25 protein-coding genes and 1 pseudogene are annotated in these 26,104 nt (G+C 35.8%); 17 read left to right on the forward strand and 9 right to left on the reverse strand.

The genetic code is table 11. The annotated features are described in order from the left end of the window. The first annotated feature begins 400 nt into the window (after positions 1-400). The gene (locus ACSU6B_RS25885; protein WP_410889228.1) at positions 401-1,414 is read left to right on the forward strand and encodes a sugar ABC transporter substrate-binding protein; all 1,014 of its coding nucleotides are present in this window, start codon (positions 401-403) and stop codon (positions 1,412-1,414) included. A gap of 133 nt (positions 1,415-1,547) precedes the next feature. On the opposite strand, the gene ACSU6B_RS25890 is transcribed toward ACSU6B_RS25885, so the two are convergent. Continuing rightward, complete coding sequence (locus ACSU6B_RS25890; RefSeq protein WP_410889230.1) at positions 1,548-2,276, reverse strand: amino acid ABC transporter ATP-binding protein; 729 nt, start codon at positions 2,274-2,276, stop codon at positions 1,548-1,550. 29 nt (positions 2,277-2,305) lie between these two features. After that, positions 2,306-2,554 (reverse strand): annotated as a pseudogene (locus tag ACSU6B_RS25895) (ABC transporter permease subunit); the annotation flags it as partial. Between the two features lie 550 nt (positions 2,555-3,104). Between ACSU6B_RS25895 and ACSU6B_RS25900 the strand changes: the two are divergent. Both ACSU6B_RS25900 and ACSU6B_RS25905 read left to right on the forward strand, forming a co-directional pair. Then, a complete protein-coding gene (locus ACSU6B_RS25900; RefSeq protein ID WP_215003846.1) occupies positions 3,105-3,239 on the forward strand; it encodes a BA3454 family stress response protein in 135 nt (44 codons plus the stop codon). Between the two features lie 166 nt (positions 3,240-3,405). Beyond that, positions 3,406-3,564, forward strand: a complete 159-nt coding sequence (locus ACSU6B_RS25905) for a hypothetical protein (RefSeq protein WP_410889232.1) — start codon at positions 3,406-3,408, stop codon at positions 3,562-3,564. A 710-nt stretch (positions 3,565-4,274) separates the two neighbouring features. On the opposite strand, the gene ACSU6B_RS25910 is transcribed toward ACSU6B_RS25905, so the two are convergent. Both ACSU6B_RS25910 and ACSU6B_RS25915 read right to left on the reverse strand, forming a co-directional pair. Continuing rightward, positions 4,275-5,522 (reverse strand): NAD(P)-dependent malic enzyme, encoded by a 1,248-nt coding sequence (locus ACSU6B_RS25910; RefSeq protein WP_410889234.1) that lies wholly within the window; start codon positions 5,520-5,522, stop codon positions 4,275-4,277. A gap of 98 nt (positions 5,523-5,620) precedes the next feature. Then, a complete protein-coding gene (locus ACSU6B_RS25915; protein ID WP_410889236.1) occupies positions 5,621-5,767 on the reverse strand; it encodes a hypothetical protein in 147 nt (48 codons plus the stop codon). Between the two features lie 468 nt (positions 5,768-6,235). On the opposite strand from ACSU6B_RS25915, the gene ACSU6B_RS25920 reads away from it, so the two are divergent. From ACSU6B_RS25920 to ACSU6B_RS25945, 6 genes are all read left to right on the forward strand, one after another. Further along, complete coding sequence (locus ACSU6B_RS25920; protein ID WP_215003840.1) at positions 6,236-6,748, forward strand: DUF3189 family protein; 513 nt, start codon at positions 6,236-6,238, stop codon at positions 6,746-6,748. A gap of 13 nt (positions 6,749-6,761) precedes the next feature. Next, positions 6,762-7,565, forward strand: coding sequence for a pyrroline-5-carboxylate reductase (gene proC, locus ACSU6B_RS25925; protein ID WP_410889238.1), 804 nt, complete (start codon positions 6,762-6,764; stop codon positions 7,563-7,565). 244 nt (positions 7,566-7,809) lie between these two features. Beyond that, complete coding sequence (locus ACSU6B_RS25930) at positions 7,810-8,232, forward strand: response regulator (RefSeq protein WP_410889240.1); 423 nt, start codon at positions 7,810-7,812, stop codon at positions 8,230-8,232. Between the two features lies 1 nt (position 8,233). Then, positions 8,234-9,271, forward strand: a complete 1,038-nt coding sequence (locus ACSU6B_RS25935; RefSeq protein ID WP_410889242.1) for a HEAT repeat domain-containing protein — start codon at positions 8,234-8,236, stop codon at positions 9,269-9,271. A gap of 3 nt (positions 9,272-9,274) precedes the next feature. After that, entirely contained in the window at positions 9,275-10,687 is a 1,413-nt protein-coding gene (locus tag ACSU6B_RS25940) for a glycosyltransferase family 2 protein (protein ID WP_410889243.1), read from the forward strand. Beyond that, on the forward strand, positions 10,684-13,941 hold the full coding sequence (locus tag ACSU6B_RS25945) for a hypothetical protein (protein ID WP_410889244.1): 3,258 nt from the start codon (positions 10,684-10,686) through the stop codon (positions 13,939-13,941). The genes ACSU6B_RS25940 and ACSU6B_RS25945 overlap by 4 nt, the downstream gene beginning before the upstream one ends. 46 nt (positions 13,942-13,987) lie before the next feature. Here ACSU6B_RS25945 and ACSU6B_RS25950 read toward each other — a convergent pair whose 3' ends face one another. The 3 genes from ACSU6B_RS25950 to ACSU6B_RS25960 form a co-directional block, all read right to left on the reverse strand. Further along, a complete protein-coding gene (locus tag ACSU6B_RS25950) occupies positions 13,988-14,575 on the reverse strand; it encodes a YitT family protein (protein WP_410889245.1) in 588 nt (195 codons plus the stop codon). Positions 14,576-14,710: 135 nt separating this feature from the next. Further along, complete coding sequence (locus tag ACSU6B_RS25955; RefSeq protein WP_410889246.1) at positions 14,711-15,718, reverse strand: inorganic phosphate transporter; 1,008 nt, start codon at positions 15,716-15,718, stop codon at positions 14,711-14,713. Between the two features lie 11 nt (positions 15,719-15,729). After that, positions 15,730-16,347, reverse strand: coding sequence for a DUF47 domain-containing protein (locus ACSU6B_RS25960; RefSeq protein ID WP_410889247.1), 618 nt, complete (start codon positions 16,345-16,347; stop codon positions 15,730-15,732). A 326-nt stretch (positions 16,348-16,673) separates the two neighbouring features. Here ACSU6B_RS25960 and ACSU6B_RS25965 point away from each other — a divergent pair, with 326 nt between their 5' ends. Then, positions 16,674-16,931, forward strand: coding sequence for a GlsB/YeaQ/YmgE family stress response membrane protein (locus tag ACSU6B_RS25965; RefSeq protein WP_214999964.1), 258 nt, complete (start codon positions 16,674-16,676; stop codon positions 16,929-16,931). 57 nt (positions 16,932-16,988) lie between these two features. Here ACSU6B_RS25965 and ACSU6B_RS25970 read toward each other — a convergent pair whose 3' ends face one another. After that, the gene (locus tag ACSU6B_RS25970; RefSeq protein ID WP_410889248.1) at positions 16,989-17,912 is read right to left on the reverse strand and encodes an RluA family pseudouridine synthase; all 924 of its coding nucleotides are present in this window, start codon (positions 17,910-17,912) and stop codon (positions 16,989-16,991) included. Between the two features lie 107 nt (positions 17,913-18,019). Between ACSU6B_RS25970 and ACSU6B_RS25975 the strand changes: the two genes are divergently transcribed. Then, positions 18,020-18,406 (forward strand): YhcU family protein, encoded by a 387-nt coding sequence (locus ACSU6B_RS25975; RefSeq protein WP_214999960.1) that lies wholly within the window; start codon positions 18,020-18,022, stop codon positions 18,404-18,406. A gap of 204 nt (positions 18,407-18,610) precedes the next feature. Beyond that, positions 18,611-20,353, forward strand: a complete 1,743-nt coding sequence (locus tag ACSU6B_RS25980; RefSeq protein WP_410889249.1) for a phospho-sugar mutase — start codon at positions 18,611-18,613, stop codon at positions 20,351-20,353. A 145-nt stretch (positions 20,354-20,498) separates the two neighbouring features. On the opposite strand, the gene ACSU6B_RS25985 is transcribed toward ACSU6B_RS25980, so the two are convergent. After that, the gene (locus tag ACSU6B_RS25985) at positions 20,499-20,753 is read right to left on the reverse strand and encodes a YhdB family protein (protein ID WP_088085936.1); all 255 of its coding nucleotides are present in this window, start codon (positions 20,751-20,753) and stop codon (positions 20,499-20,501) included. A 149-nt stretch (positions 20,754-20,902) separates the two neighbouring features. On the opposite strand from ACSU6B_RS25985, the gene ACSU6B_RS25990 reads away from it, so the two are divergent. From ACSU6B_RS25990 to ACSU6B_RS26010, 5 genes are all read left to right on the forward strand, one after another. Further along, positions 20,903-21,889: a M14 family zinc carboxypeptidase gene (locus tag ACSU6B_RS25990; RefSeq protein WP_410889251.1), complete on the forward strand. Its 987-nt coding sequence runs from the start codon at positions 20,903-20,905 to the stop codon at positions 21,887-21,889. Between the two features lie 92 nt (positions 21,890-21,981). Beyond that, positions 21,982-23,397 (forward strand): SpoVR family protein, encoded by a 1,416-nt coding sequence (locus ACSU6B_RS25995; RefSeq protein ID WP_214999954.1) that lies wholly within the window; start codon positions 21,982-21,984, stop codon positions 23,395-23,397. Positions 23,398-23,524: 127 nt separating this feature from the next. After that, complete coding sequence (locus ACSU6B_RS26000) at positions 23,525-24,277, forward strand: GTP cyclohydrolase II (protein WP_168242372.1); 753 nt, start codon at positions 23,525-23,527, stop codon at positions 24,275-24,277. Continuing rightward, complete coding sequence (gene ribD, locus ACSU6B_RS26005) at positions 24,270-25,376, forward strand: bifunctional diaminohydroxyphosphoribosylaminopyrimidine deaminase/5-amino-6-(5-phosphoribosylamino)uracil reductase RibD (protein ID WP_410889254.1); 1,107 nt, start codon at positions 24,270-24,272, stop codon at positions 25,374-25,376. The genes ACSU6B_RS26000 and ribD overlap by 8 nt, the downstream gene beginning before the upstream one ends. Then, the gene (locus ACSU6B_RS26010; protein ID WP_410889272.1) at positions 25,376-25,948 is read left to right on the forward strand and encodes a 5' nucleotidase, NT5C type; all 573 of its coding nucleotides are present in this window, start codon (positions 25,376-25,378) and stop codon (positions 25,946-25,948) included. Before ribD ends, ACSU6B_RS26010 begins: the two co-directional genes overlap by 1 nt. Positions 25,949-26,104 lie beyond the last annotated feature (156 nt).

The following is a 26,104-nucleotide window of genomic DNA, read 5'->3' on the forward strand; positions in this document are numbered from 1 at the left end:
CATCAATATATGGTATTTTTTCTCAGGATAATAACCAAATATTTAACTAAAAAAGAAACAAAACCCCTTTTTCTTCAGATAACTTTTTGAAAAAGGGGTTTGTCTACTCTCTGAACCCATCAGATTTATCTGATGGGCTTTTAATTGCTGAGAATAAGTATTATGCAACTAGAAATATTCATTATCTTAAATAACTTCTTTTTTTCATTCCGATCGGATATTATCGGTTTAACCAACGATTTCAACTTGTTTTGTATTTTTCCGTAGGATTATGTAGTTCATATTATAAATTAAACCTAAAGTATTATTAAAGAGAATGTGAAAGCGCTTAATATTTAAATTTCTGGTTTATAGTTTATGACACGCATAAAATCCCGATCGTCCATTAGGAGGGAGAATATTGAAAAAGAAAAGGATCGTTTCATTAGTATGTCTTACAGTTTCAATAAGCTTTATCGTTCATTTTTTGAAAGAAGATGAGAAGCTTAAAGTGGTAGTTGTTGCGAAAAGTTTAGACTTAGAGTATTGGAGAATTTTTGAATCAGGAGCTAAAAAAGCGTTTAATGATTTTGACATAGATGGTCAAGTGATAGCACCTGATTCCATCAATCCCATTAGAAATGAAGCTAATACATTGAAAAAAGTTTTAAGACAACATCCGGATGCACTGATCGTTACTCCCATGCACCCCTCCGTTACCATTCCAGTATTGATGGAATATAAGAAAAATAACATTCCCGTATTATTTGCTGGTAGAGACGCTGACTGGAAAGATAAAGTCACTTATATAGGAACGGATCACTTTAAATTGGGCATAATGGCAGGAGAACTGCTAGGATCCATGCTGCAGCCAGGGGATCAAGTAGCAATTATTCATGGAACTTTAAAAGATCATGCTGAGGTGGAGCGGTTAAAGGGAGCGAAGGAGGTCTTAGGAAAAGCCGGAATCGAGATTGCCACAGAACAGTTAGGAGAAGATCGATTTGGAAAGACAATATCTGTAATAGAAAATATTTTGCAGAATCATCCAGATATCCAAGGGGTACTTGCTACTGACGATTTAATTGCCCTAAATGTATTAAAAACAGCAGAAAAAGAAGGCTTGATAATTCCTATAGTTGGAACGGATGGCATTATAGAAATGTTGGAAGCTGTAGATGCAGGAAAACTGAGCGCTACAGTGACGCAGAATCCTTATGATATGGGGTATTTAAGCGTAAAACAAGCAATAAAAGCAGTTAAGGGGGAACATGTCCCAAAAAGGATTGATAGCGGGGTTGATATTTTAACCCAAGATAACGCAAAAGACAGATTAGCGTTTCTAAACAATAGATTATATAGCAGAGTTGAGAAATTCAAACATTTTTTATATGAACTGTACAAGAAGTTAAAGAGTGATACATATTATACATGATAATATGCATCACCCTTTATTTTTTATGACTTTTTACGAATTAGGTCTTGATAACTGATGCAACCTTTTAAAAGATGAATCGGAGAATAGTCTTGACGGTTCTCATTTTATTGAAGTAGCTACTACTATTATTTTATAGTACCTTACTTAAGAAAGCTTTAGTTCGCTCATGCTGAGGGTTACCGAATAACTCGTTTGGCTTATTTTCTTCTACAATATATCCTCCATCCATGAAAATAACACGGTCTCCAACTTCACGTGCGAAGCCCATTTCATGGGTAACAACGACCATGGTCATCCCTTCTTTAGCTAGTTGCTTCATTACCTCTAAAACATCTCCGACCATTTCAGGGTCAAGTGCCGATGTGGGCTCGTCAAAAAGCATGATTATTGGATTCATTGCAAGTGCCCTTGCAATGGCAACCCGTTGTTTTTGTCCTCCGGATAGTTCTCCCGGATAACTGTTTGCTTTTTCTCGCAGTCCTACTTTATCAAGTAATTCAAGCGCTATTTTTTCCTCTTCGGCTTTCTCCATTCTGTGAATTTTAATAGGGCCCATCGTGATATTTTCTAAAACCGTTTTATGTGGGAATAAATTAAATTGTTGAAATACCATCCCAACTTCTTGCCTAACTTTGTTTATATTGATCTTCGGGTTAGTAATATCATGTCCATTAATGACAACCTCTCCGCCTGAAATTTCCTCCAGGCGAGTTAAGCACCGCAGAAATGTACTCTTACCAGATCCCGATGGACCTATTACACAAACAACCTCTTTTTCTTGTATTTCTGCGTTAATGTCTTTTAATACTTCTATGTTTCCAAAAGATTTTCTTAAGTTTTTAACAGAAATAATACTCATCGAAGCTGAATTCTCCTTTCGACGAAATCAACGGTGATTATTCCCGCTGTTGTACTATTTAAAGAAATCAACTGGAATGAATTTATACCAAAATAAATAAAAAACAATTGAACAATAAAAGGTGTTCCTCGAATCGCATCAACATACACCTTTGCCACCCAATTCAGGATCTTGATTGGTGAAAGTCTTAACAAAGCAACTACTAAACCAATTAAAAATCCTAAAATAATAGCTATAACAAAGATATAAAGTGTGACTTGAAGTCCTTTTAATAACATAGGTTAAAAGTAAGTCTATTTTACAAATTTTGGTGTATATACGAATACAGTTCATAGAATCTGCCGAGAGAATTAATTATCTAAATGACTTAATACTTGAAAAGAAGGGGGAAAAGGTGGCGATAACTTTAAAGCCTTACCTATCTGTATTAATAAATAAGTAAGAAATCCATCTTATCAGGTGGCTTTTTTACTTTGGGGAAATTTAGTTTGAAGGATAGTCGGCCTTTTTTAGTTTTTATATTTCGACATTTTTCTGCATTCTAAGAAGTGTAACAAACTACATAAGAGATTAGAATCATAAAAAGTTTGTTGATTTTATTGACTTTGCCAGTCATTACCGTTGCTAGTGAGTATATTAATTTTTGTTAAGTTCAGAATTTGTCAAATCTTGACCTTTTTTTTAGCTTTAATCACTTTCATTTTATTTGTAAAATAAAAAAAAGTTAAAAAACATTTATAGGGATAACTAAATGAAATTGGATTTATAGGAGAAGTGGAATAACAAAGAGTGAGAATTATTAGAATTATATAAAGGAGATAGAACAAAATGTATAAGTATACAATCTATGTAACACATAAAGGTAAAGTTTATCAAACCAACGTAATAGCTGCCAAAAATCAAACAGAACATGAAGTTTATCGTATAGCAAAAGAACAAGTTATGAAACAATGGGCAAATTAAATACGGGATCCTGGGATTAAAAGGATTTCGAATGGAACTTCCACTTGAGGAATAGATTTTGGATAGCTTCCTTTACTTGAATATCCCGCTGCAAATAGCGGCTTTGAAGGATTTTATGAAGAATATTAATTATATATAAATTATAATAAGAGGAGATGGTGGGTTTATGAAGAATACTAATAACCTTACTATAGAGGAGTTGGAAAGACGTATTGCTCATTTTGAGGAGCGTCTTACGGATTTTATTATTACCGAGGAACAAAGAGAGTTAATCAAAGAAAGGTTAAGCGAACTAAAGAACGCTAAAGAGTGCAAGGCTTCCTAAACTTTTTAAATAAAATAATACATATAAATTAAAGAGCATTATCTTTTTAAGATAGATGCTCTTTTTTGTAACCGCATTTTATTAACCTAGTCTATACCTCTCACCGACATCAAGGGAATACAACATAGTTGACATTATGTTTCAAAATTCCAATTGGAAGGTATTGTCATGGTGAATATTTTTGTGTGGTTCGCGGGGGAAGCCATCATTTTAGACTTCCGGCAGCTTGGAAGCATAGTCATCCTTTTACAATCGTATCGGCTATTTTTATGTTCAAATTGGCTTAGCGTGCAAAATTCACGTTTTTTGCTCTGAACCCATTAAATATACAATTTAGGATAATATTCGACCAGGACATCCGTAGAGTGAATACATCATGTATGACTTTTAATTTTGATAAAGAAATTTGTAATTTATGGTATGGTTCACCACAATTAATCTAATCTAGTCTCAGATAGTCCACTAAAATCATTAAAAATAAAAAAAATATTTACAATCCCCTCTTCAACAATCTGGCCCTTTTAATGGAATAACATGATTGGCGTTTTTAAACAACTTTATTGTCATTCAACATTAAGGCAATTAACATGATACTGATTTTAAGAAGCAAAAAAGCCTGATCCTAATTGGATTCAGGCTTTTTACTTGTTCGTCAATATGTACCCTTACGAATAATATGAGATCTTAGTTGATCGTTAATTAGGACTGGATTATACTAAAGCAGGTCGTTTTTCATCTGCCAACGCTAATAAGCGCTCTTTCACTTTTTCCGCATTAACAAGCTTTTGCGAAACACCTGTTTCCATTGCTGCGTTAGCAACGGCTTCTGCTACATGAGCCGCCACTCTACGGTCAAATGGATCTGGAATCACATAATTAGCGTGAAGATCTTCATCTGCAATTAATCCGGCAATCGCATAAACGGCTGCCAGTTTCATTTCTTCGTTGATTTCTTTGGCGAAAACGTCCAAAGCACCACGGAAAATACCAGGGAATGCTAGTACGTTATTGACCTGATTTGGAAAATCAGAACGACCTGTTCCGACGACGAGTGCCCCAGCTTCAATTGCAATTTCAGGCATGATTTCAGGCACCGGATTTGCCATAGCAAAAATGATTGAACTATGATTCATTGAACGAACCATTTCTTTCGTGACGACACCTGGGGCCGATACCCCCACAAACACATCTGCTCCCACAAGAGCATCTGCCAATGTACCTTGTTTTTTTTCTTTATTGGTGATACGAGCCATTTCCTCTTTAAATGGATTCATTCCGAACGGGCGTCCTTCATAAATGATTCCTTTTGTATCACATAAAATGACGTCTTTTACACCCATATGCAGCAGTAACTTGACAATCGCCACGCCGGCAGATCCGGCACCGTTTGCGACAACGCGAATCTCTTCTAACTTTTTGTTTGCTAGTTTCAAAGCATTGATCAACCCAGCCGCTGTTACAATTGCTGTACCGTGCTGATCATCATGGAAAACTGGAATATTACAAATCTTTCGTAGCCGATCTTCAATTTCAAAGCATTGTGGTGCTGCGATGTCTTCTAAGTTCACTCCGCCAAAAGTCGGTTCCAAAAATTTAACGACCTCCACAATCTTGTCCGGATCTGTTGTATCTAAGCAAATCGGGAATGCATCCACATCTGCAAACGATTTGAATAACAATGCTTTACCTTCCATGACCGGCATGGCAGCTTTCGGGCCGATATTCCCAAGACCGAGTACGGCGGTTCCATCTGAAACAACGGCAACAAGATTCCCCTTCATGGTGTATTCATACGCTTTGCTTTCATCTTCATAAATTTCCAAGCATGGATCCGCTACACCTGGAGAATAAGCGAGACTTAAATCTTTCGCATTGCGTACTGGAACTTTTGAATGAACACCAAGTTTTCCTCTATTTTCCTTGTGCATCTTTAATGCTTCTTCACGTAAAGTTGACATACAATGTCTCTCCTTTTGTTTAATTTAATAGATATTTGTTTTAGTAAACAAAGAGTTAAAAAATTCTCAGACCTCTTGGTAAAGATCTTAAACAGTAGCTAAGCAACATAATGATCATTAAAGTAAACAACCTCGGAAAGAATCTTGTAGTCTTGAATGTTCTCGCAAGCTTCTCTTGCTTCGTTTTCTGCGTTAAATTCAAACATGGTAATGTTTTCCTTTGAATAGACGGTGATTACCCACATGAAAAGCTTCCCCCATTAAAAGATGATTTTTCCCCTTTTTCATAACATGTCCAAGGGTCAACAAAAGCAATTAGGAGCAATAGGAAACAAAATGAAAACAAGTGAAACTTCCATCAGTGGGATCTTACTGCCCGTTAATTCCGGATAAATCTTATTGAGCGCTTTCATATTTGTTCTAAAAAAGGATAATTTTAATTTATAATAAGAACTACTAAAAACTACAAAAACTCACCAAAAAATAAGAATTTAAAAAAATGATTGTTTTAATACCAGTTAGTTCTGGGTTTAAGGACGGGAATTGATAATTCATTTGTAATAATCATAAAAACCACGAAATACAATCCAGGATAAAATGCCAGTCAATGAAATCTAAAACAGAATGGAAATCGATATGTTTGTGACTGTATCAAGAATTGGCAGTTGCTTATTTGTGCATAATAAACATAGTAAAAATAAAAGGATGATACCATGATTTATATCTATAATGATTTTGGCGGGACACATACAACTTCTATAGCAGCGGCCTATCATTTAAAACGATTACCACAATCTGAACGGAAACTTACGAAAGAAGAAATATTAAATGTGAAATATTTTAATAAATTAACAAAAGACGATTTTGGGAAAATTATTTTCCATGGGATCGATGAAGATGGACATTCTGTATACACTATTGGACGGAAAAGGAACAAATATGTGGTGCCTGCATTAAAAGAAATGTGTTTATTGCTGCAAGAGAAGTTTAAATTTGATGAGAAAATTGTCTTCTCCAATACTTCACCAACGGTGCCTTTTGCAATGTCTATGGGGGGATTTTTCTCAAGAGGTTTAAAAATTGATTTTATCGGTGTGCCGTTATTAGTTATTGGTGCAAAACAATGCTGTGATAATATATATAGGTTGGTTGAAAATACAAAAGAAATAGGGAGAACTACGTACGCAGAAAATATAATCGTACTGGAGAATGAAATGTATAAATAGGTGGGGAGTTAACATGAAGAAAAAAATAGGTTTTATTGGAGCTGGAAAAATGGCTCAGGCTATGATTGGGGGAATTGTAAATTCACAAATGATTCCAATAGAAAACATCATGGCTAGTGCGAATACAGAAAAAACGATTGAAATAATTGAACGAACATACGGTATTATTACTTCATTAAATAATAGGGACGTTGCTAGGTTTGCAGACGTACTCATACTTGCTGTTAAACCCGATCTCTATGACACTGTCATAAAAGAAATAAATAATGATATAAAGGAGTCTGTAATCATTGTAACGATTGCAGCCGGAATTACATTAATAGATATTGAACAGTCGTTTGGATTCCAAGTAAAGGTTGTTCGAACAATGCCTAATACTCCTTCTGTGGTCGGAGAAGGAATGAGTGCAATTTGTGCAAATAAATATCTCTCCGAAAACGAGTTAAATGAGATCGAGAGTGTGTTCCACACCTTTAGTAAAACCGAGCGTCTAGATGAAAAACTAATGGATGCCGTACCTGCAATCAGTGGTTCCTCACCAGCATATGTTTATATGCTAATAGAAGCTATGGCAGATGGGGGGGTAAGGCAGGGAATACCTAGGGATCAGGCTTATCGACTAGCTGCTCAAGCCGTACTGGGTGCAGCAAAAATGGTTCTTGAGACTGGAAAACATCCTGGTGAACTTAAGGATAATGTATGTACCCCAGGCGGTGCAACGATTGAAGCAGTTGTTACCCTTGAGGAAAAGCAATTTAGAGGATCGATATTGGCAGCAATGGACAGCTGCACAAATAAAGTAAAAAATCTTATATAAGCAGAAATTCGGGATCCATTTGATGGATCCCTTTTTTCTACATTCAAAATCAGGGGAATTCGACGAAAATTAGTATTTTTCGACACTTTCTGTATTTTACGCGTAACACATGGTTTTATTAATAATAAACTTTAGATTCATTCAAACTGTTAGAAAAAAAGGGAATAGTAAAAGCAATGAATCAAATACCGCGAAGGTCTGCTCATCATAAGGAAATGATCTTCAATCAGGGAGTAGAGCGTTTATGGGCTTAATTAATGAAATTACGAAAAAAACCTTGTTCATTTCGGTTATTGATGATGATGCGATTATTCGAACAATACTAATGAGAATACTCAAGGTAATGGATTTTAATCATTACGAACTGAACCTGGAAGCATTTGAAAATGGTCTACAATTTTTTGAATCCAAGCGCCTAGCGGAAAAAGGAGATCATTTTTTAATACTAGATGGTGTCATGCCTGTCATGGATGGAATCGAAATCCTCCAAAAAGTAAAAAAAATAGAAAATAGAAGAAATATTCATGTCCTTATGTTGACAGGGAGAAAAAGTGAAATGGACATTGAACGTGCATTAAAGCTTGGAGCAGATGATTATATGACCAAACCTTTTAGTATTAAAGAACTTCAATCTAGGATAGAACGGTTAATCAAAGGGATGAAATAGAATGCTGAGAAATGAGTTATTTTTCCTAACAATTTTAACGATAACCATTTTAGGGTTATTAATGGTTTTACTAATATACTTAACGATAAGAAAAGCATTAGATATTAAAAACAGAAAGGCGATTGAACAATATATAGAAAATTATCAATCCATCCTTTTTACGATGCTTATGGAGGGAGGATATTCTAGGGGAATGAATCCTAAATCAGTTCTTGAACGGAAAGCCACCGAAAAACTTCTAAGCATGTATAGTAAAGTTTTAGAGGGCGAGGATGAAAAGAAACGTTTATCAGAATTAGCATCCATGTATTTAGCAGAGTATTATCATAAGCAGCTTAAAAGCAAAAAGTGGAGTCAACGGATGAATACCCTCTATTATATTGAGGATTTCAAACTAAGCCTACTTATCGATGATATACATAAGCTATCCCAGAAAAAACGAATTTCCCATGAAGAACTTATTCATACCTTGAGAATCCTAGCTTTATTTCAATATGAAAATTTATTTGAAATGCTGACAATCCACTACAATTCTTTATCTGAATTCGAGTATCGTAATATCTTAATACGCCTCGAACAACAAAAATTTGAACAGTTTATTCTACATTTTCATATAAGCAGCCCACCATTACAAAAAGCAATTCTTGATGTAATTTCGATGAAAAAAGAGATTAATTATCTATCTTTTCTTGAAAATATTTTTTCTACCTATAAAGGGGAAATCAAGCTGAGAGCCTTAAAGGCATTAACGGAAATTGGTTATGTAAAAAATTCAGATCCCTATTTAGAACTTTTATATTCCACCAAGTGGGAAGAAAGAATGGTAGCCGCTAAACTTGTGGGTTCATTAAAAGAAGTAAAAGGTATATCGAGATTGATTGAACTTTTACATGATCAAACATGGTGGGTTCGATCGCAGGCCGGCCAAGCAATCTGTCAATTTCCAAATGGGCACGAGATTTTGCGTGAAGTATTTGAAACATCAAAGGATGCATTTGCCAAGGACATGGCTTGGGAATGGCTTCATAAAGGGGTATAAATAATGATAATTTTAAACTGGGGAGATGTTGTAACTGCTTTTGCTTGGTTTATTGCAGTTTATATGGTAATTGTCATTTCTTTCTACTCCGTTATTTTGGTTATTTCCTTTTTCCAGCTTCGGAAGGAATACCAACTAGACAGAGTTCAAGCTTATGAAGATTACTCGGATGAATTTTATACCAAACCTGTTTCAATTATCGTACCTGCTTACAATGAAGAAGCAGGTATTGTTCAGAGTGTACGCTCATTATTAAGTGTTAATTATCCTACATTTGAAGTGGTTGTGGTGAACGATGGGTCAACTGACCATACGCTTGAAAAAGTGATTGAACACTATGGTATGAAGGAAATAAAAAAAGTGGTTAGAAAACAGGTGGAAACAAAACCAATTGGCAGGATTTATCAGTCAGACGTTTTATCAAATTTGTTTCTTATTGACAAGGAAAACGGGGGAAAAGCGGATGCGCTTAATGTCGGTCTTAACTTTTCCCATTACCCTTATTTTTGCTCTTTAGATGGCGACTCAGTTCTTGAGCCAGATGCCTTTTTAAAGGTGATGAAGCCTATAATAGATTCAAATGAAGAAGTTGTTGCCTCAGGTGGGAGTGTTCGAATCGCGAATGGCTGCCAAATCATAAACGGACATATTCAAAAAATCGGGTTATCCAATAAACCATTGGTCGTAATGCAAATCATCGAATATTTACGAGCTTTTTTGATGGGGAGAATTGGCTTAAGCCGTCACAATCTTTTATTAATTATTTCTGGGGCGTTTGGTGTCTTTTCCAAGCACTGGGTGATTGCTGCAGGTGGTTATAAAACAGATACGGTTGGGGAAGATATGGAATTAGTCGTGAGAATCCATAGACTCTTAAAAGAAAAGAATACAAAGAAAAAGATTGTGTATGTTCCTGACCCTGTTTGTTGGACTGAGGTTCCTGAAGACATTACATTCTTACGAAGGCAGAGGAGTCGCTGGCATAGAGGACTATTTGAAAGTTTATGGACTCATAGAAAGATAACATTTAATCCAAAATACGGATCGATTGGTCTTATATCTTTTCCATACTTCTGGATTGTTGAATTTTTGGGTCCAGTTATTGAATTATTAGGATATCTTTTTATGATCCTTTGTTTATTTTTGGGCGGGATCTATGTTGAATTTTCTATTTTGTTGTTTCTTCTTTCCTGTTTATATGGGTCTATTTTTTCTATGACTGCTGTTCTTTTAGAAGAATGGAGCTTAACAAGGTATCCAAAAGTAACAGATATCATCAAGCTATTTTTATACTCTTTAACTGAAACTATATGGTACAGGCCTATGACCGTACTCTGGCGATGTGAGGGAATATGGCAAATGATAATCGGGGATAGAAGTTGGGGAGAAATGAAGAGAAAAGGTGTTTCCGAATGAAAAAACCCATCAATTTAATCATTTATACAATTCTATTTTTTATAATTTTGACATGCCCCTTTTGGTTATGGCAAATTCAGCCTGTGAAAAAATTAAACGTATTAATTGTCGACAAGACTGTGCCAAATCCTTCCTACAGAGAACATAAGGGGCTTGTTTGGATATTAAACAATGCTAAATATTATAAAAATGGACAAAGCCCTTATTCGGTGATCGATGACTATAAGGGGTTTGAACCAAAAGAAGGACAGAAATATACGATTGCCCCCCTTCCTAAGGACTTAAAAAAATATGATGTTTTCTATTTAACAGACCAATACGGGGTTTATAAAGAAGAGTTTTTCGGACAGAATCTGTCGGGAAAAAGGTCCGAAAAAATATACGGCGGACTTAAATCAAGCGAAGTCAATCTAATTGAAAAAGCACTTATCCAGTCAAAAGGAAAAACATTAATAGCTGAATTTAATACCTTTGCGAGCCCTACATCAGAAACCGCCAAAGCTGAGATTTCTAATTTACTAAATGTAGAATGGTCTGGCTGGATTGGACGATTTTTTTCGGACCTTAAAAGTACGGAAGTACCTGAATGGGTAAAGGAGAATTATGAGGAACAAAACAAGAAATGGTCCTTTACTGGTGAAGGGTTCGTTTTTGTCAGTAAAAATAATTATGTAGTTGTCATAGGGGAAAAGGATGTTCATGATGAGGGGCTTCTTTTTCAATTAACAGATAAAGGAAAGAAACATTTTACACGCGATATTCATGGGAAGTATACCTATTGGTTCGATATTATTGATGCTAAAGATAAGGATGAAATAATAGCAGCTTATCAGCTGCCAATTTCAAAGAAAGCAAAGGAAACGCTTAAAAAATATGGTATACCAACCCATTTTCCTGCAGTTATTTATCACGAAAATGCTAAGTATTCCTCCTATTATTTCTCAGGAGATTATGCAGATGAATCCGAGGTTCCTGAAATTTACCAAACAAAGGGCTTGGATACATGGAAAAGGAATGTTGGAGCAAAGAATTCTTTTTATTGGAAATCATACGTTCCAATGATGAAGGACATCTTAGCAAATGGATTGCACCACATTGCAAATCAAGAAAAAGTAGAAGTGGCAGACCGTGATGGAATAAAGTCAAATAGCCAAACAGGAGATTCCTATATACAGGTTCAAAAGAATGGAAAATGGGAGAATCTGTTGATCAAGGGCGTAAACATGGGGATTGGAAAGCCAGGATATTTTCCTGGGGAGACGGCAATTACCAAGGAAGAATACTTCCGATGGTTTAAAGAAATTGGAGCAATGAATGCCAATGCCATCAGAATTTATACTCTTCACCCGCCACAATTTTATGAAGCCTTTTATGAATATAACCAAATTGCTAAAAAGCCGCTCTTCCTATTTCATGGTACATGGGTTAATGAGGAAAATCTCATCCAAACCCAAGACGCTTTTGCCAAAGTTAATCTAGAGGATGCGAAGCTGGAAATTAAAAATATGATAGATATAATCCATGGAAAGGCTAAGCTTCCTGCGCGGTCTGGTCATGCTTCTGGAGTTTATAAATATGACATTTCAAAATATGTCCTCGGAATAATTGTCGGCACAGAATGGGATCCTGCTATGGTTATGAACACAAATGAAAAGCATTCAGCTATCGGTCAATTTTCAGGGGATTACTTTAAAACGGAAAGAGCAAATCCCTTTGAAGTCTGGCTGGCTGGTTTAATGGACTATGCCGCTGATTATGAAGCCGATAAATACATGTGGCAGCATTCGATGAGTTTTACTAACTGGTTAACCACAGATATGTTAAAGCATCCTGCTGAACCTCTTGAGAATGAGGACATGGTTTCGGTTGATCCCAATCATATTAAAGCGTCCAAGTTGTTTTCTTCAGGTTTATTTGCATCCTACCATATATATCCATACTATCCTGACTTTCTAAACTTTGAAGAATCGTACCTTAATTATGTTGATAAGACTGGGAAGAAAAACAATTATGCCGGCTATCTGAATGAACTGCGTGCTTCCCATCAAATGCCAGTACTTGTTGCTGAATTTGGTGTGCCAGCTTCTAGAGGCTTAACCCATAAGAACGCTTATGGGATGAACCAAGGGTTTCATTCGGAAGAGGAACAAGGGAATATTAATAAGTATCTATATCAATCGATTGTTTCAGAAGGCTATATGGGTGGGCTTGTCTTCGCCTGGCAGGATGAATGGTTTAAACGGACATGGAACACGATGGATTTTGATAACCCAGACCGAAGACCATACTGGAATAACATGCAAACAAATGAACAGCATTTTGGTTTAAAAGGTTTTGAACCAGTAAAAAAGGAACAAGAAATCATTGTTGACGGTGTCTCTATGGATTGGGACTTAGCTGGAGTTAGGAATAGTTATCTTACAAAGGATAAGAAAGACACTTTAAAGGAAGTTCGGTTTTCTTCGGATAATGGGTATTTGTATTTTCTTCTAAAATATATTCGTCCCGTTGATTTTAGGAACCAAGGAACTTTCCTATTACTCGATACCATCAATAAGCAAGGGCAAACTAATATACCATTAGCAGGTAAGAGTTTTATAAAAACAGACTATGGAATTGATTTTTTAATAAAACTTACAGGAACTAATAATTCCAGAATCATGGTTGATAGCTATTATGATACATTCTATTATCAATATGCTCAGCTTTTGAAGATGATTCAGGAGCAGCCATATGCTAAACAAAAGGATAATGGAGTGTTTCATCCCATTAGACTTGCTCTTTTTAAGAAATTAACTATTCCTTCCACAAAAACAATTATTCCATTTGAGAGCTACGAGACGGGAAAACTGAAGTTTGGGAATGCCAATCCAAAGAATAAAGAATTCGATTCATTAACGGATATAAGTATAAGTAATGATATGAAGGTTATTGAAGGTAGAATTCCATGGCAGCTATTAAATGTGAAAGACCCTAGTTTAAGAGAAGTAATGGGAAATGTGTGGGAAAGTGGTTTGGCAAGCAGCTTTGAAACAAGCGGAATTAGGGTGGCTATAGTGACAACAGAGAATGGGAAGGTCCAGCAGTCATTCCCTAATATAACTAATAATCAGCTGCATCAAACCGATGCATTTTTCTACAGTTGGAAAAAGTGGGAGGAGCCAGCCTTTTATGAACGGTTAAAAAAATCTTATGGAATCATGAAAGAGGCCTTTCGAACGGCGGAAATTAAGGATGGAAAGAATACAAATTAAAACGCTGGCTCACCAGAACCAGCGTTTCTTTTAAATCTTTTTTTTCTCAATAGTAAGGAAAATACTCATTATTATTACCACTAACAGTTAAGGTCGTCATAAAGCCGACACATATGATCGTAAGAAGGGAATAAAAAAATTTTTCTAAACCGACTATTTGAATGCCGCTCGTAATGACTAGACCATCGATTAAGAATATAATGATACCTACATTTATTGAAGTAAATTTGGTTAGAATCTGAGCTAGTAAATCAGTCCCACCCGTACTTGTTTCATAACGAAGCATAAGACCGATGCCAATGCCGACAAGTAATCCACCAATTATTGTACTTGGTAATATACCCAATTGTATTTTTCCGTTCATAAATGAAAGAAAATCAATACAAAACGAAGAAATGATCAGTCCGTGGAGGCTATAGTAGAAGTAGCGTCGCTCAAAAAACCAGGCTAAGACATATAAAGGTAGACTTAAAAGGATAATACTTAGACCAGTCGGCCATCCGTAAAAATAATGAATGAGTAGCCCTAAGCCGATTACCCCTCCGTCTAGCAAATGATAGGGAACTAAAAATCCATTTACCCCAAGACTCAATAGCAAACTCCCAAGCAGCATAGCTGTCATTTTTTCCTTCACAATCTCACCTCAAAACTTGTCCTCTAACATAAAAATATGAAAGTTCGAGGCATTTAGAAGTGATATCACCAAAAAAAATGACTATTATAAAGGATTAAAAAAATAACCAGGAGAAAAAAATTCCTGGTTGTTTTTTTAAAAGAAGGTATTCAAAATAAAATAAATAATACCTGCTAATAAGGAGGTTATTGGTAATGTAATGACCCACGTAATTAACATCCGCTGAGCAGTACCCCATTTTACTCCTTTAAGACGATGCGAAGCACCTACACCAAGTATTCCTGAAGAGATGACGTGTGTAGTACTAACAGGTAAGTGGATGTAGGTGGCCCCGAAAATGATCGCTGCACCCGTTAAATCCGCTGCAACACCATTAATCGGACGGATCTTCATAATTTTCCCGCCCACTGTTTTAATAATCTTCCATCCGCCAATCGAAGTACCAAGTCCCATTGCAATCGCACAAGAAAGCTGTACCCAAAAAGGAACCTCATCAGTATGCAGATAACCATTAGCTAACAGAGCCATGGTGATAATCCCCATTGATTTTTGTGCATCATTTGTTCCGTGTGAATAGGATTGTAATGCCGCAGTAGCAATCTGGATAAAACGAAAGTTTCGGTTTGTCTTTGTTAAATTGAAGTTCTTAAACATGACTTTAAAAATGCTGTAAACAATATACCCAACTGTGAAAGCTAAGATCGGTGATAGGACTAATGCTTCAAGGATTTTTATAAAACCTTCTGCTTTAATTACGTCAAATCCTTTGGCAGCAATTGCCGCACCAGCAATAGAACCAATAATTGCATGGGAAGAGCTGCTTGGAATACCGTAATACCATGTGAGTAAGTTCCAAATAATAGCCGATAGCAGCGCCGCAAAAATAACAATTGATCCGGTATGACCACCGGTTAGTGAGAATGGATCAACAATATCCTTAGATATGGTTTTGGCTACACCCGTGAATGTTAAAGCACCAACAAAATTCATTACGGCTGCCAGCAAAATTGCTTGGCGTGGCTTTAGAGCTTTTGTTGATACAGAGGTAGCGATTGCATTTGCAGTATCATGGAATCCATTTATAAAGTCAAATGCAAGGGCACCAATTACAATTAAAATCGTTAGAATTAATACAACGCTCATATTTTTGCTCCTTAAGCATTTTTCATGATAATGGTTTCAAGTGTATTAGCAACGGTTTGGCAATAGTCTGCGATATCTTCAAGATTTTCGTAGATTTCTTTATATTGAATGATACGGATTGGATCTTTTTCAACCGTAAATAAATTTTTAATCGACTGGCGTAAGATATTATCACAGTTGGATTCATAATCTTTTATTTTAATCGCATGTTCTCTTATTTGTTGTAACTTTTTATTTGAAAGCAGTTCAACCGCTTTGTCAATTTCATGAACACTGGCTTGAATAGCATCCACAAATTTCTTCATATAGTCATCTGCATTCGTAATGGAGTACATTTCAAATAATGCTGCACATCCTTCAAGGCCGTCCAGTACATCATCCATGCTCATCGCTAGATGAAGAATATCTTCACGTTCAATTGGAGTGATGAAAGCATCATTCAATTCTTTGATTACTTCATGTACGAATGAATCTCCTTTGGTTTCAAGTTCCTTCATTTTCTCTGAGAAAATTTTCAAATCACTCACATTTTTTAATTTATAATCAGTGAAGAAATTTGCACTTTCTTTAAGGTTTGCAGAAATATTACTAAGTAATGCCATAAATTTATCAGTTTTTTTGAATGCCATGTAATTACCCCCATTTTAATTTAAAACGTCTTGTGGACTAACTTAGATATTTTATCTGAAAAATGTCGAAGAAAGAAACAAATTTTATGTAACTTTACAAAAACTTAACATTAGAATTTTTTGAATAGTTCATTTTTAGGATGGAGACCTTTTTACTTTTACCTAAATTCATTGATTTATGTAATAAAGGAAGGTTGTAAGATTTTTTCTTTTCTGAGTATAAAAATGAAAATAGGGTACTTTAAAGGTACAGGTAGCATGAAAATTAAGTACATTTCCACTACTGCCTGAGACAAATAATTGAATACTAAAAAGGAGTGTTCTAAATGAGTTTCATTTGGGCATTAATTATTGGTGGGATTATTGGATGGTTAGCAGGCCTTATCGTTGGAAGAGATATACCGGGCGGCATCATTGGTAACATCATAGCTGGATTTGTTGGGGCGTGGCTTGGGACAGCGATTTTAGGTAACTGGGGGCCTCATGTGGCTGATTTTGCAATAGTACCTGCAATCATTGGTTCTGCAGTATTGGTATTGCTGCTAAGCTTCATTTTGAGAGCCTTTAGAAGAACAGATAAATAACCATTGAAAAAGCCTCCTAAATCAGGAGGCTTTTTCAATGATTTGTGGTTCAATAACCTAAATTGAATATATGTCAATATCTTTAAAAATAACAGGTTGATCTAAAAATGGAGCATGACATACAATTTTATCCTGAGTAAATGGGTGAATCAACTCAAGCTTTGCTGCATGGAGTGCTTGTCTTTTAATAATTGCTTTCCCGCCATACAAAGTATCTCCAACTAAAGGATGTCCGAGATGACTTAAGTGAACTCTGATTTGATGGGTTCTCCCAGTATCGAGCCAACATTTAACATAGGATTGTTGTTTGTCTTTGTCTGCCTTTAAGACCATGTAATGGGTAAGTGCCTCTTGACCTGTTGGAGAAACTCTTCTTTTGGTTGCATGATGGCGGTCACGGCCGATTGGATCCTTAATTGTTCCGCTTCTATGTTTAACTATCCCATGAACCAAAGCAATGTAGGTTCTTTTAATCTCCCGTTTTTCGAGCATATTGTCCAAAATAGCACCAGCTAAAGCATGTTTAGCAAAAAGGATGGCACCTGATGTATCGCGATCTAATCGATGAACCTGCCGAATGTTTCTTATTTCCCCATTTGATTGCAGATAATATTGCACCGCATTAACAAGGGTATATAGATCGGCTTTTGGGTCATTCGGATGGGTATTCATAAATGGCGGTTTGTTAAGAACCAATACATGGTCGTCCTCATAAAGGATGTCGACATCTATATAGTTTGGTGTGATTAGTAATTCTTCTTCCTCAAAAAGTTTAAATTGCAGCTTCGAACCATGACTAAGAGGGATATTCCAGTTAGCCTGATCCCCATTTAGTAAAACCTTATTTTCCATTCTAAAAGAATGAGTTAATTTTTTGGGGGCTCCCCATACGTTTCGAAAAATATCAGCAATGGTTCTTCCATTCCATTCCAAAGGAATCGTTAGTTGAAACCATTCACCCATTCGCATTGTTTTTAGCATTTAATTCTCCTTCAGGTTATAATTACCACCGTAAATACGGTCTTTGTTATGTTATTCTAATGATATACAATCAGACAGAAATAAGCGATGGCAAAGGTGGGTTAAAAGTGAAAATTGTTTTTGCCTCCACACCAAGTCAGGAAGAAGAGATTAATGAACTGGTGAGGTACATCTATTCGGATATTTTTCCTCTTTACTATACCGATGAGGAAATTAATCAATTTGAACAGTTAAAGGTTTTGCATACATCTGAAGATTTTAACACATTAAAAGATGCCTTTCAGGTAATGACAAGTATTCAAACATTAATCTCTATTCTTGAGGCCTCTCAACTTGATGTTCAGTATACATTATTATTTAATAAGAATGTTGAGACCTTAGAGGAATTTGGATTATTTTTTCCATTTAAATATGAACATTTTGAAGAGGCAAAATGTATCAGAGCAAACATGCTAAGTATTTATTCTAATGCTGATAATGAGTTGCTAGTATAATAAACAAAAAAGTCTGCAAAATTGCAGGCTTTTATTTTTTTTCTATTAGTAATGAGTAATTTTAAGGTAATATAGTAAAAGGAAAGAAATTAACAATTATATATTACTGCGAAAATTGTCGGCTAATTTCAGTAGATTTTTAAAGGAGTAACAAACATGAAATTAGAAACAATATAGAGTAGACAGAAACTGGAGGGGACACCAATGGATTGGAAGAAAAAAGCAAAAAGTTGGATAGAATTTGAAGGATTAGATGCTGAATTAAGAAATCAATTAACAGAAATAGTGGAGAATGAAGGGCAGCTAGAAGAGGTTTTCTATAAGAATTTAGAATTTGGAACTGGGGGTATGAGAGGCGAAATCGGAGTTGGTACTAACCGAATGAACCTTTATACTGTGCGCAAAGCCTCAGCTGGTTTAGCGGGATACATAGAAAATCAAGGTATAGAAGCGAAACAACGCGGTGTTGTGATTGCTTTTGATTCCCGTCATAAGTCACCAGAATTTGCAATGGAGGCCGCTAAAACGTTAGCCTCAAAAGGAATCCAAACATATGTATTTGAAGAATTAAGGCCTACCCCTGAATTATCATTTGCGCTAAGATATTTAAATGCCTTTTCAGGAATTGTCATCACTGCAAGCCATAATCCGCCTGAATATAACGGATTTAAGGTATATGGTTCAGATGGCGGCCAACTTCCTCCAGATGGAGCAGATAAGGTTATTGCCAAGGTAAACGAGATCGAGAATGAATTACTAATTGAGGTTGATAGTGAAGCAAACTTAAGAGCTGCCGGATTAATTAAAACGATCGGTGCTGAAATTGATAATGCTTATATTGAGAAATTAAGAACTATTTCAGAGAATCCAAACCTTGCTGAAGAAACTGATATTAAAATCGTCTTTACCCCTTTACATGGAACTGCTAATAAGCCTGTCCGTGCGGCTTTATCTGCATTGGGCTATAAAAATGTAACAATCGTTAAAGAACAAGAACTTCCAGATCCGGAATTCTCGACTGTAAAAAGTCCTAACCCTGAAGAGCATGCAGCCTTTGAATTGGCCATTCGTGATGGAAAAGAAGTAGGAGCGGATCTTCTCATTGCTACAGATCCCGATGCCGATCGATTAGGTATTGCTGTGCGCAATCCTGAAGGAGAATATGTTGTTCTTACAGGAAACCAAACAGGTGCTTTGTTACTTGATTACATTATCACACAGAAAAAGGAAAAAGGAACACTCCCGGAAAATGGAGTTGTTTTAAAAACTATTGTTACATCAGAAATTGGCAGGAAAATTGCTACAGCTTTTGATTTAGAAACAGTTGATGTCTTAACAGGATTTAAATTTATCGCTGAAAAGATCAATGAATATGAGGCATCAGGTGATCGGAAATTCCTATTTGGATATGAAGAATCCTATGGCTATTTAATTGGTGACTTTGCTAGGGATAAGGATGCAGTCCAAGCGGCTCTACTAGCAACCGAAGTGTGTGCTTTTTATAAGAAACAAGGAAAAACCCTCTATCAAGGAATGATGGAAGTATTTGAAAAGTATGGTTATTACCAAGAAGGCCTACGTTCCTTAACCTTAAAAGGAAAGGAAGGGGCGGAGACAATCCAACAATTATTGGCTTCTTTCCGATCAGATCCAATTACGAGTCTTGGAAACTTGACTACCTTCACGACGGAGGATTACTTAACAAGCATCCGTGTAAAGAATAATGGAGAAGAAGAAATTGATTTACCAAAATCGAATGTTTTAAAATATACTTTCGAGGATGGTTCATGGGTTTGTTTAAGACCATCAGGAACAGAGCCGAAGGTGAAATTCTATTTTGGAGTCAATAGTAAAAGTTTAGAAGAAAGCAAGATAAAACTAAAATCGATTGAAAATGATTTTATGGCTTTAGTTGACGATAAAATGAAAATGGTTCAAGAAATTTAATCCAATTTTAATAAGATCTAAGAACATCATCATGAAAAGAAAAAATTAAAACACGGCTTCCTTCAGGAAGCCGTGTTTTTTTGGTGGAATTCTTTGGTCCGGTTGTAATAAGTTTCTCAGGCAGAAATTGTATTCACTTATCATTTTAGGAAAGACTATACATCGGTATCTCATTAGGGTCAGGCTCTACGGTTTCATTCGCATGGTCAATGTAGCGAAGAAGGTTATATAGTTTGGTTTCAATTACACTGTAATCACGTTCGAAATTGTAGGCATGCAGGAATTGTTCAATTCTTTTCGATAAAAATTGGTCTTTTGTTCGTACCATTAAAATCAGCAAATTATCCCACTCAGATCGATGTGTATAATATAAAGCTCGATCATAATCCATTTTATTCATTTTTTTTATCTCCTCCTTATTAGGAGTTGAGATTATTGTATGATATTTAGACGATAACTTTCACAGCAAATGTTGGACACCCATTGTTTACGCGTTTTTCAACATTTACCTGTATATATTCTTGTCATTATGAACAAGGCGGAGGCGCTATGGTTAAAATTATAATTTGTGTCATGCTCTTTTTATCCCTACAACTGGAAAATGTCGCAAGCGCTAAAATTGTCAAAGCTGATAAACCGTATACTTATGAAATGTTAGAAAATGACCTTTCAATAATTAACGAAAAGTATCAAGAAAAAATAAAAATCAAATCGATCGGAACGTCTCACTTTGGGCGGGATATTTGGGCAATCAAGCTCGGAAGGGGCAAGAAAAATGTGATTTTGATTGGCTCGCATCATGGGCGGGAGTGGCTGACAAGCTTAATGTTAATGAAAATGCTTGAGTCTTATGCAGCTTCCTATGAGGAGAAGGGCCTTTTCGGATTTAAATCCAATCATATTCTTAATGAAGTATCATTATGGTTTGTGCCAATGTTAAATCCAGATGGAGTGGCCATTCAACAGAATGATCTTAAAAGTTTTCCATCTAAACATCAGAAACTTTTGGTGAAAATAAATGAAGGATCAGATAACTTTAAACGATGGAAAGCAAACGGCATGGGCATAGATTTAAATAGGCAATATCCAGCTGGGTGGGAAAATCTTAATCCTGATCCTGTTTCACCCTCCTATAAACTTTATAAAGGAAAACAACCATTAGAATCAAAAGAAGTACTCTCCTTAACGAAATTTATTAAGGAAATTAACCCGTCAATTGCAGTTGCTTATCATACAGCGGGAAGAGAAATTTATTGGAATTATAAAAATGGCAAGCATCTTACACGTGATAAACTTGTTGCTAAAAAAATTTCGAAATTAACCGGCTATAAATTAGCCAAACCTGAAAAAAACGCAGTGGGAGGCGGTTTCACGGATTGGTTTATCACTACTTATCACAGACCGGCCATGACCATTGAAATTAGTTATTTAGTTGGCGAAACAAATCCCCCCATCTCAATTTTTAAACAGGAATGGAAACGGAATCGACATGTTGGCTTGAAACTTGCAGTGGAAGCCAAAAAAATCTCTGATTAAAGCAATACTAGCCTATTGTTTTTTCTATCTTGTTTCATCATTCCCCTTTTTCCTTCATACATTGTGGTAAGAGGAAAAGGGGGAATGGCAAAATGGATGTGGAAGGTCGTAATTCACTCGAATATGCGATCAGTGAAATCACTGAAATAGCAACCGGGTTTGGTTTGGATTTTTATCCAATGCGTTATGAAATCTGTCCTGCCGAAATTATTTATACATTTGGGGCTTATGGTATGCCAACCCGATTTTCACATTGGAGCTTCGGCAAGCAATTCCACAAAATGAAACTTCATTATGATTTAGGGCTGAGTAAAATTTATGAATTAGTTATCAATTCAAACCCATGCTATGCTTTTTTGCTTGATTCCAATACACTTATTCAAAATAAACTAATTGTTGCCCATGTTTTAGCACACTGTGACTTCTTTAAAAATAATGTTCGTTTTCAAAATACAAAACGTGATATGGTCGAAAGTATGGCTGCCACAGCAGAAAGAATTCATCAATATGAAGTTCAATATGGTAAAAAAGAGGTAGAAACCTTTTTAGATGCGGTATTGGCTATTGATGAACATATAGACCCATCGCTTATGAGGCCTAAGTTATCTTGGTCCATTGGAGACGACGAGGAAGATGATGACCTAGAGCTTCAAGTAGCAACGCCATACGATGATCTATGGAGATTGGATGAAAAAGATAAAAAGGAGACCAATCAACCGCGGAAAAAGAAATTTCCTCCAAGGCCAGAAAAGGATCTGTTGCTATTTATTGAAACATATAGCAGAGAGTTAGAGGATTGGCAGCGGGATATCTTAACAATGATGCGGGAGGAAATGCTCTACTTCTGGCCGCAGCTTGAAACGAAAATTATGAACGAAGGCTGGGCTTCCTATTGGCATCAACGAATTTTACGGGAAATGGATTTAACGAGCGGTGAGGCAATCGAGTTTGCTAAATTGAATGCGGGAGTTGTACAGCCATCAAAAACGGGCATTAATCCTTATTACCTTGGAATAAAGATTTTTGAGGATATTGAAGAACGCTATAACAATCCAACGGAAGAGATGAAGCGAAGAGGCGTGGTTCCAGGATCAGGGCGGGAAAAAATGTTTGAGGTCCGTGAAGTAGAATCCGATATATCTTTTCTTCGCAATTACTTAAATAAGGACCTTGTCATGCGAGAAGATATGTATCTTTTCCAAAAACAAGGAAGAGACTACAAAATTGTTGATAAACAATGGGAACAGATTCGTGATCAACTTGTAAATATGCGCGTAAATGGAGGTTTCCCTTACATCACTGTCAATGATGGCGATTATTTAAAAAATGGGGAACTATATCTAAAACACTGGTATGAAGGGGTGGAACTCGACGTTAAATATCTAGAAAAAGTTCTTCCGTATATCCAACAGCTTTGGGGCAGACCTGTTCATATCGAATCGATGATTGAAGATAGAAAAATGTTATTTTCTTATGATGGTAAAGGAGTCCATCGTAAATATTTGTAATTTCTTGAGGCTATCTTGTACTATCAAGATAGCCTATTTTTATTTATGCGTAATAGGAGAGAGGAAATCATTTCATGAATGTATTTGTTAATGTTGTTAAAACTATTCTTAAAAAGGGGATAAATAAATGAAACAAGCTCTTAACTCTAAAGTTCTTTCAGTTTTAGAAGACAAGATTCAATTAATAAAAACAGAAAAAGGTGCGATATATTTAGTAGGACCGATCCGGCTTCCCGTTAATTTATACGGAGAAACAGTTGTCTTCAAATGGTATTGTTGGCTAAATTGTGATGAGGTAACAGAGGATTTTGAAAGAATTATTGATAAGTTATCTTCTGCAAATTTAGCAGAGTTTCAACAATCAAGCGTTTTAGTATATGGTGACTTTGAATATGAAGATGATGTCATTATTAGAATGCATTCCATCTGCCATACGGGAGATATATTTGGAAGCAAGCGATGTGATTGTGGATTCCAATTAAAACAATCAATGAAAATGATCTCCGAACATGGAACAGGGGCATTATTTTATCTAGCTAACCACGAAGGAAGAGGAATTGGCTTATTCAGTAAGGCAATGGCATATGTTCTTCAAGAAAACGGCTATGACACGGTTGAAGCAAATGAAGGCCTTGGTTTTGTCGATGATTCTAGAAACTATGGGGATGCTATTCAAGTCCTTAAAGCATTACGCTCTAAACCAGTCACACTTATGACTAACAATCCAAAAAAATTGGAAGCATTAAAAAGTGCTGGTTTAGTGGTAGCAGGCAGAAAGCCTTTGTGGGGAGATGTATCAGAGTATAACGAAAAATATCTGCAGACAAAAGTAAATAAGTCAGGTCATATAGGAGATAAGGGGACTTGTCCAAATGACTAACCATGAGTTCTATATGGAGTTAGCTCTTAAAAATGCTAGTGCAATGAAAGGCCAAACAGACCCAAATCCACTAGTAGGTGCTGTGATTGTGAATGATAGCCGAGTAGTGGGAATCGGAGCCCATTTAAAAGCTGGCGAGCCTCATGCTGAGATTCACGCTCTCCGTATGGCTGGCGAAGCAGCAAAAGGCGGAACCATTTATGTTACATTAGAACCATGTTCCCACTATGGCAGGACAGGCCCATGTGCTGTTGCAATAGTAGAAGCCGGTATTAAAACAGTCGTAATTGCCACACTTGATCCAAATCCTGTTGTGTCAGGGAATGGAGTAAAAATTCTAAAAGACGCAGGAATTGAAGTAATAATCGGGGTTCATCAAGAGGAATCCCAAAAGATGAATGAAGTATTCAATAAATTCATTGTGGAGAAAAAACCATTTGTCACCTTAAAATCAGGGATTACTTTAGATGGGAAAATAGCCACTTATGCATCAAACAGTAAATGGATTACTTCGGAACAATCCAGACATGATGTCCATCTTCTGAGAAATGAAAATATGGCTATTCTTGTAGGAGTTAATACAGTAATAAAAGACAACCCAGAATTGACAGCGCGAATTCCAAATGGAAGAAATCCAATTCGTGTTATTTTGGATTCTACTTTAAAGATCCCTATAGATTCAAAAGTTGTAACAGATAACCTTGCTGAAACTTGGATATTTACGTGTCAGAAATATGATCAGGATAAGGAAAAAACATTAAAGTCCTTAGGGATGAAAGTCTTTCCTACCAATGGGGTGGAAAAAGTAAATCCTAAAGATGTCATGGAAATATTAGGTGAGCACCTTATCTCATCCGTATTAATTGAAGGTGGGGGCACCATAAATGCTTCTTTTCTTGAAAATAAATGTATTGATAAAGTAATTCTTTATTTTGCACCCAAATTAATTGGTGGAAAGGATGCACCTACTTTCTTAGAGGGGGCAGGAATAGAGAAAATGTCTGATGCAGTGGATTTAGTGGATACATCGATCATTAAAATTGGAAAAGATTTTAAATTTATTGGCTATCCGATTTATTCAAAAGAGGGAATTATGTGATGAGATTTGGTTTTGATATCGATGATACATTAATAAATCTACGCGAGCATGCCTTTAACATTTACAATCAAAGGTTGAATCAGAATGTTCCGATCGAAGTTTTTCATAGCTTAAAAAGAGTAGAGATACATGAACCCTTTGGATTAACAGATGAACAAGGGCAAGAAATGTGGCGTAATTCTTTAGAAGAAATTTATTATACGTCATGTCCTGCTTTTCCAGATGCTGTCGAAACTTTACAAGAACTAGAGAAGAAGGGGCATGAAATCTTTTATATTACGGCTAGGCCCAAAGAACATGGGGAAAGAACGAAAGAATGGTTAAAAGAAAACGGTTTTCCTGTTCATGAGGAGAGGTTTTTTTATGGAATGCAGGATCATGAAAAGGTAGAAATCATTAAAAAATTAAAACTCGATTATTATTTTGATGATAAACCAGAGGTTTTAAATACATTATTAAACGAATCAATTAAAATTTTTCTCAGGGATCAATCCTATAATCGGCATTTAAATTTACCGAGAATAATAAATTGGAGTGACCTTGAGGAAACAATTAAAGATAAAGCGAAATAAAAGTCGAGTTTTATTGTGTGTTAAAGCTATCTTGTAAAGACAAGATGGCTTTTTAATATATATAGGTTAAAAATGTGACTATTTAGTTAAATATAATAAAACAAGTTGACACTGATAATCATTCTCTTTATAATCAGAGTTGTGAATGATAATCAT

This window comes from Neobacillus sp. C211, assembly GCF_051842875.1.
Taxonomy (GTDB): Bacteria; Bacillota; Bacilli; order Bacillales; family Cytobacillaceae; genus Neobacillus.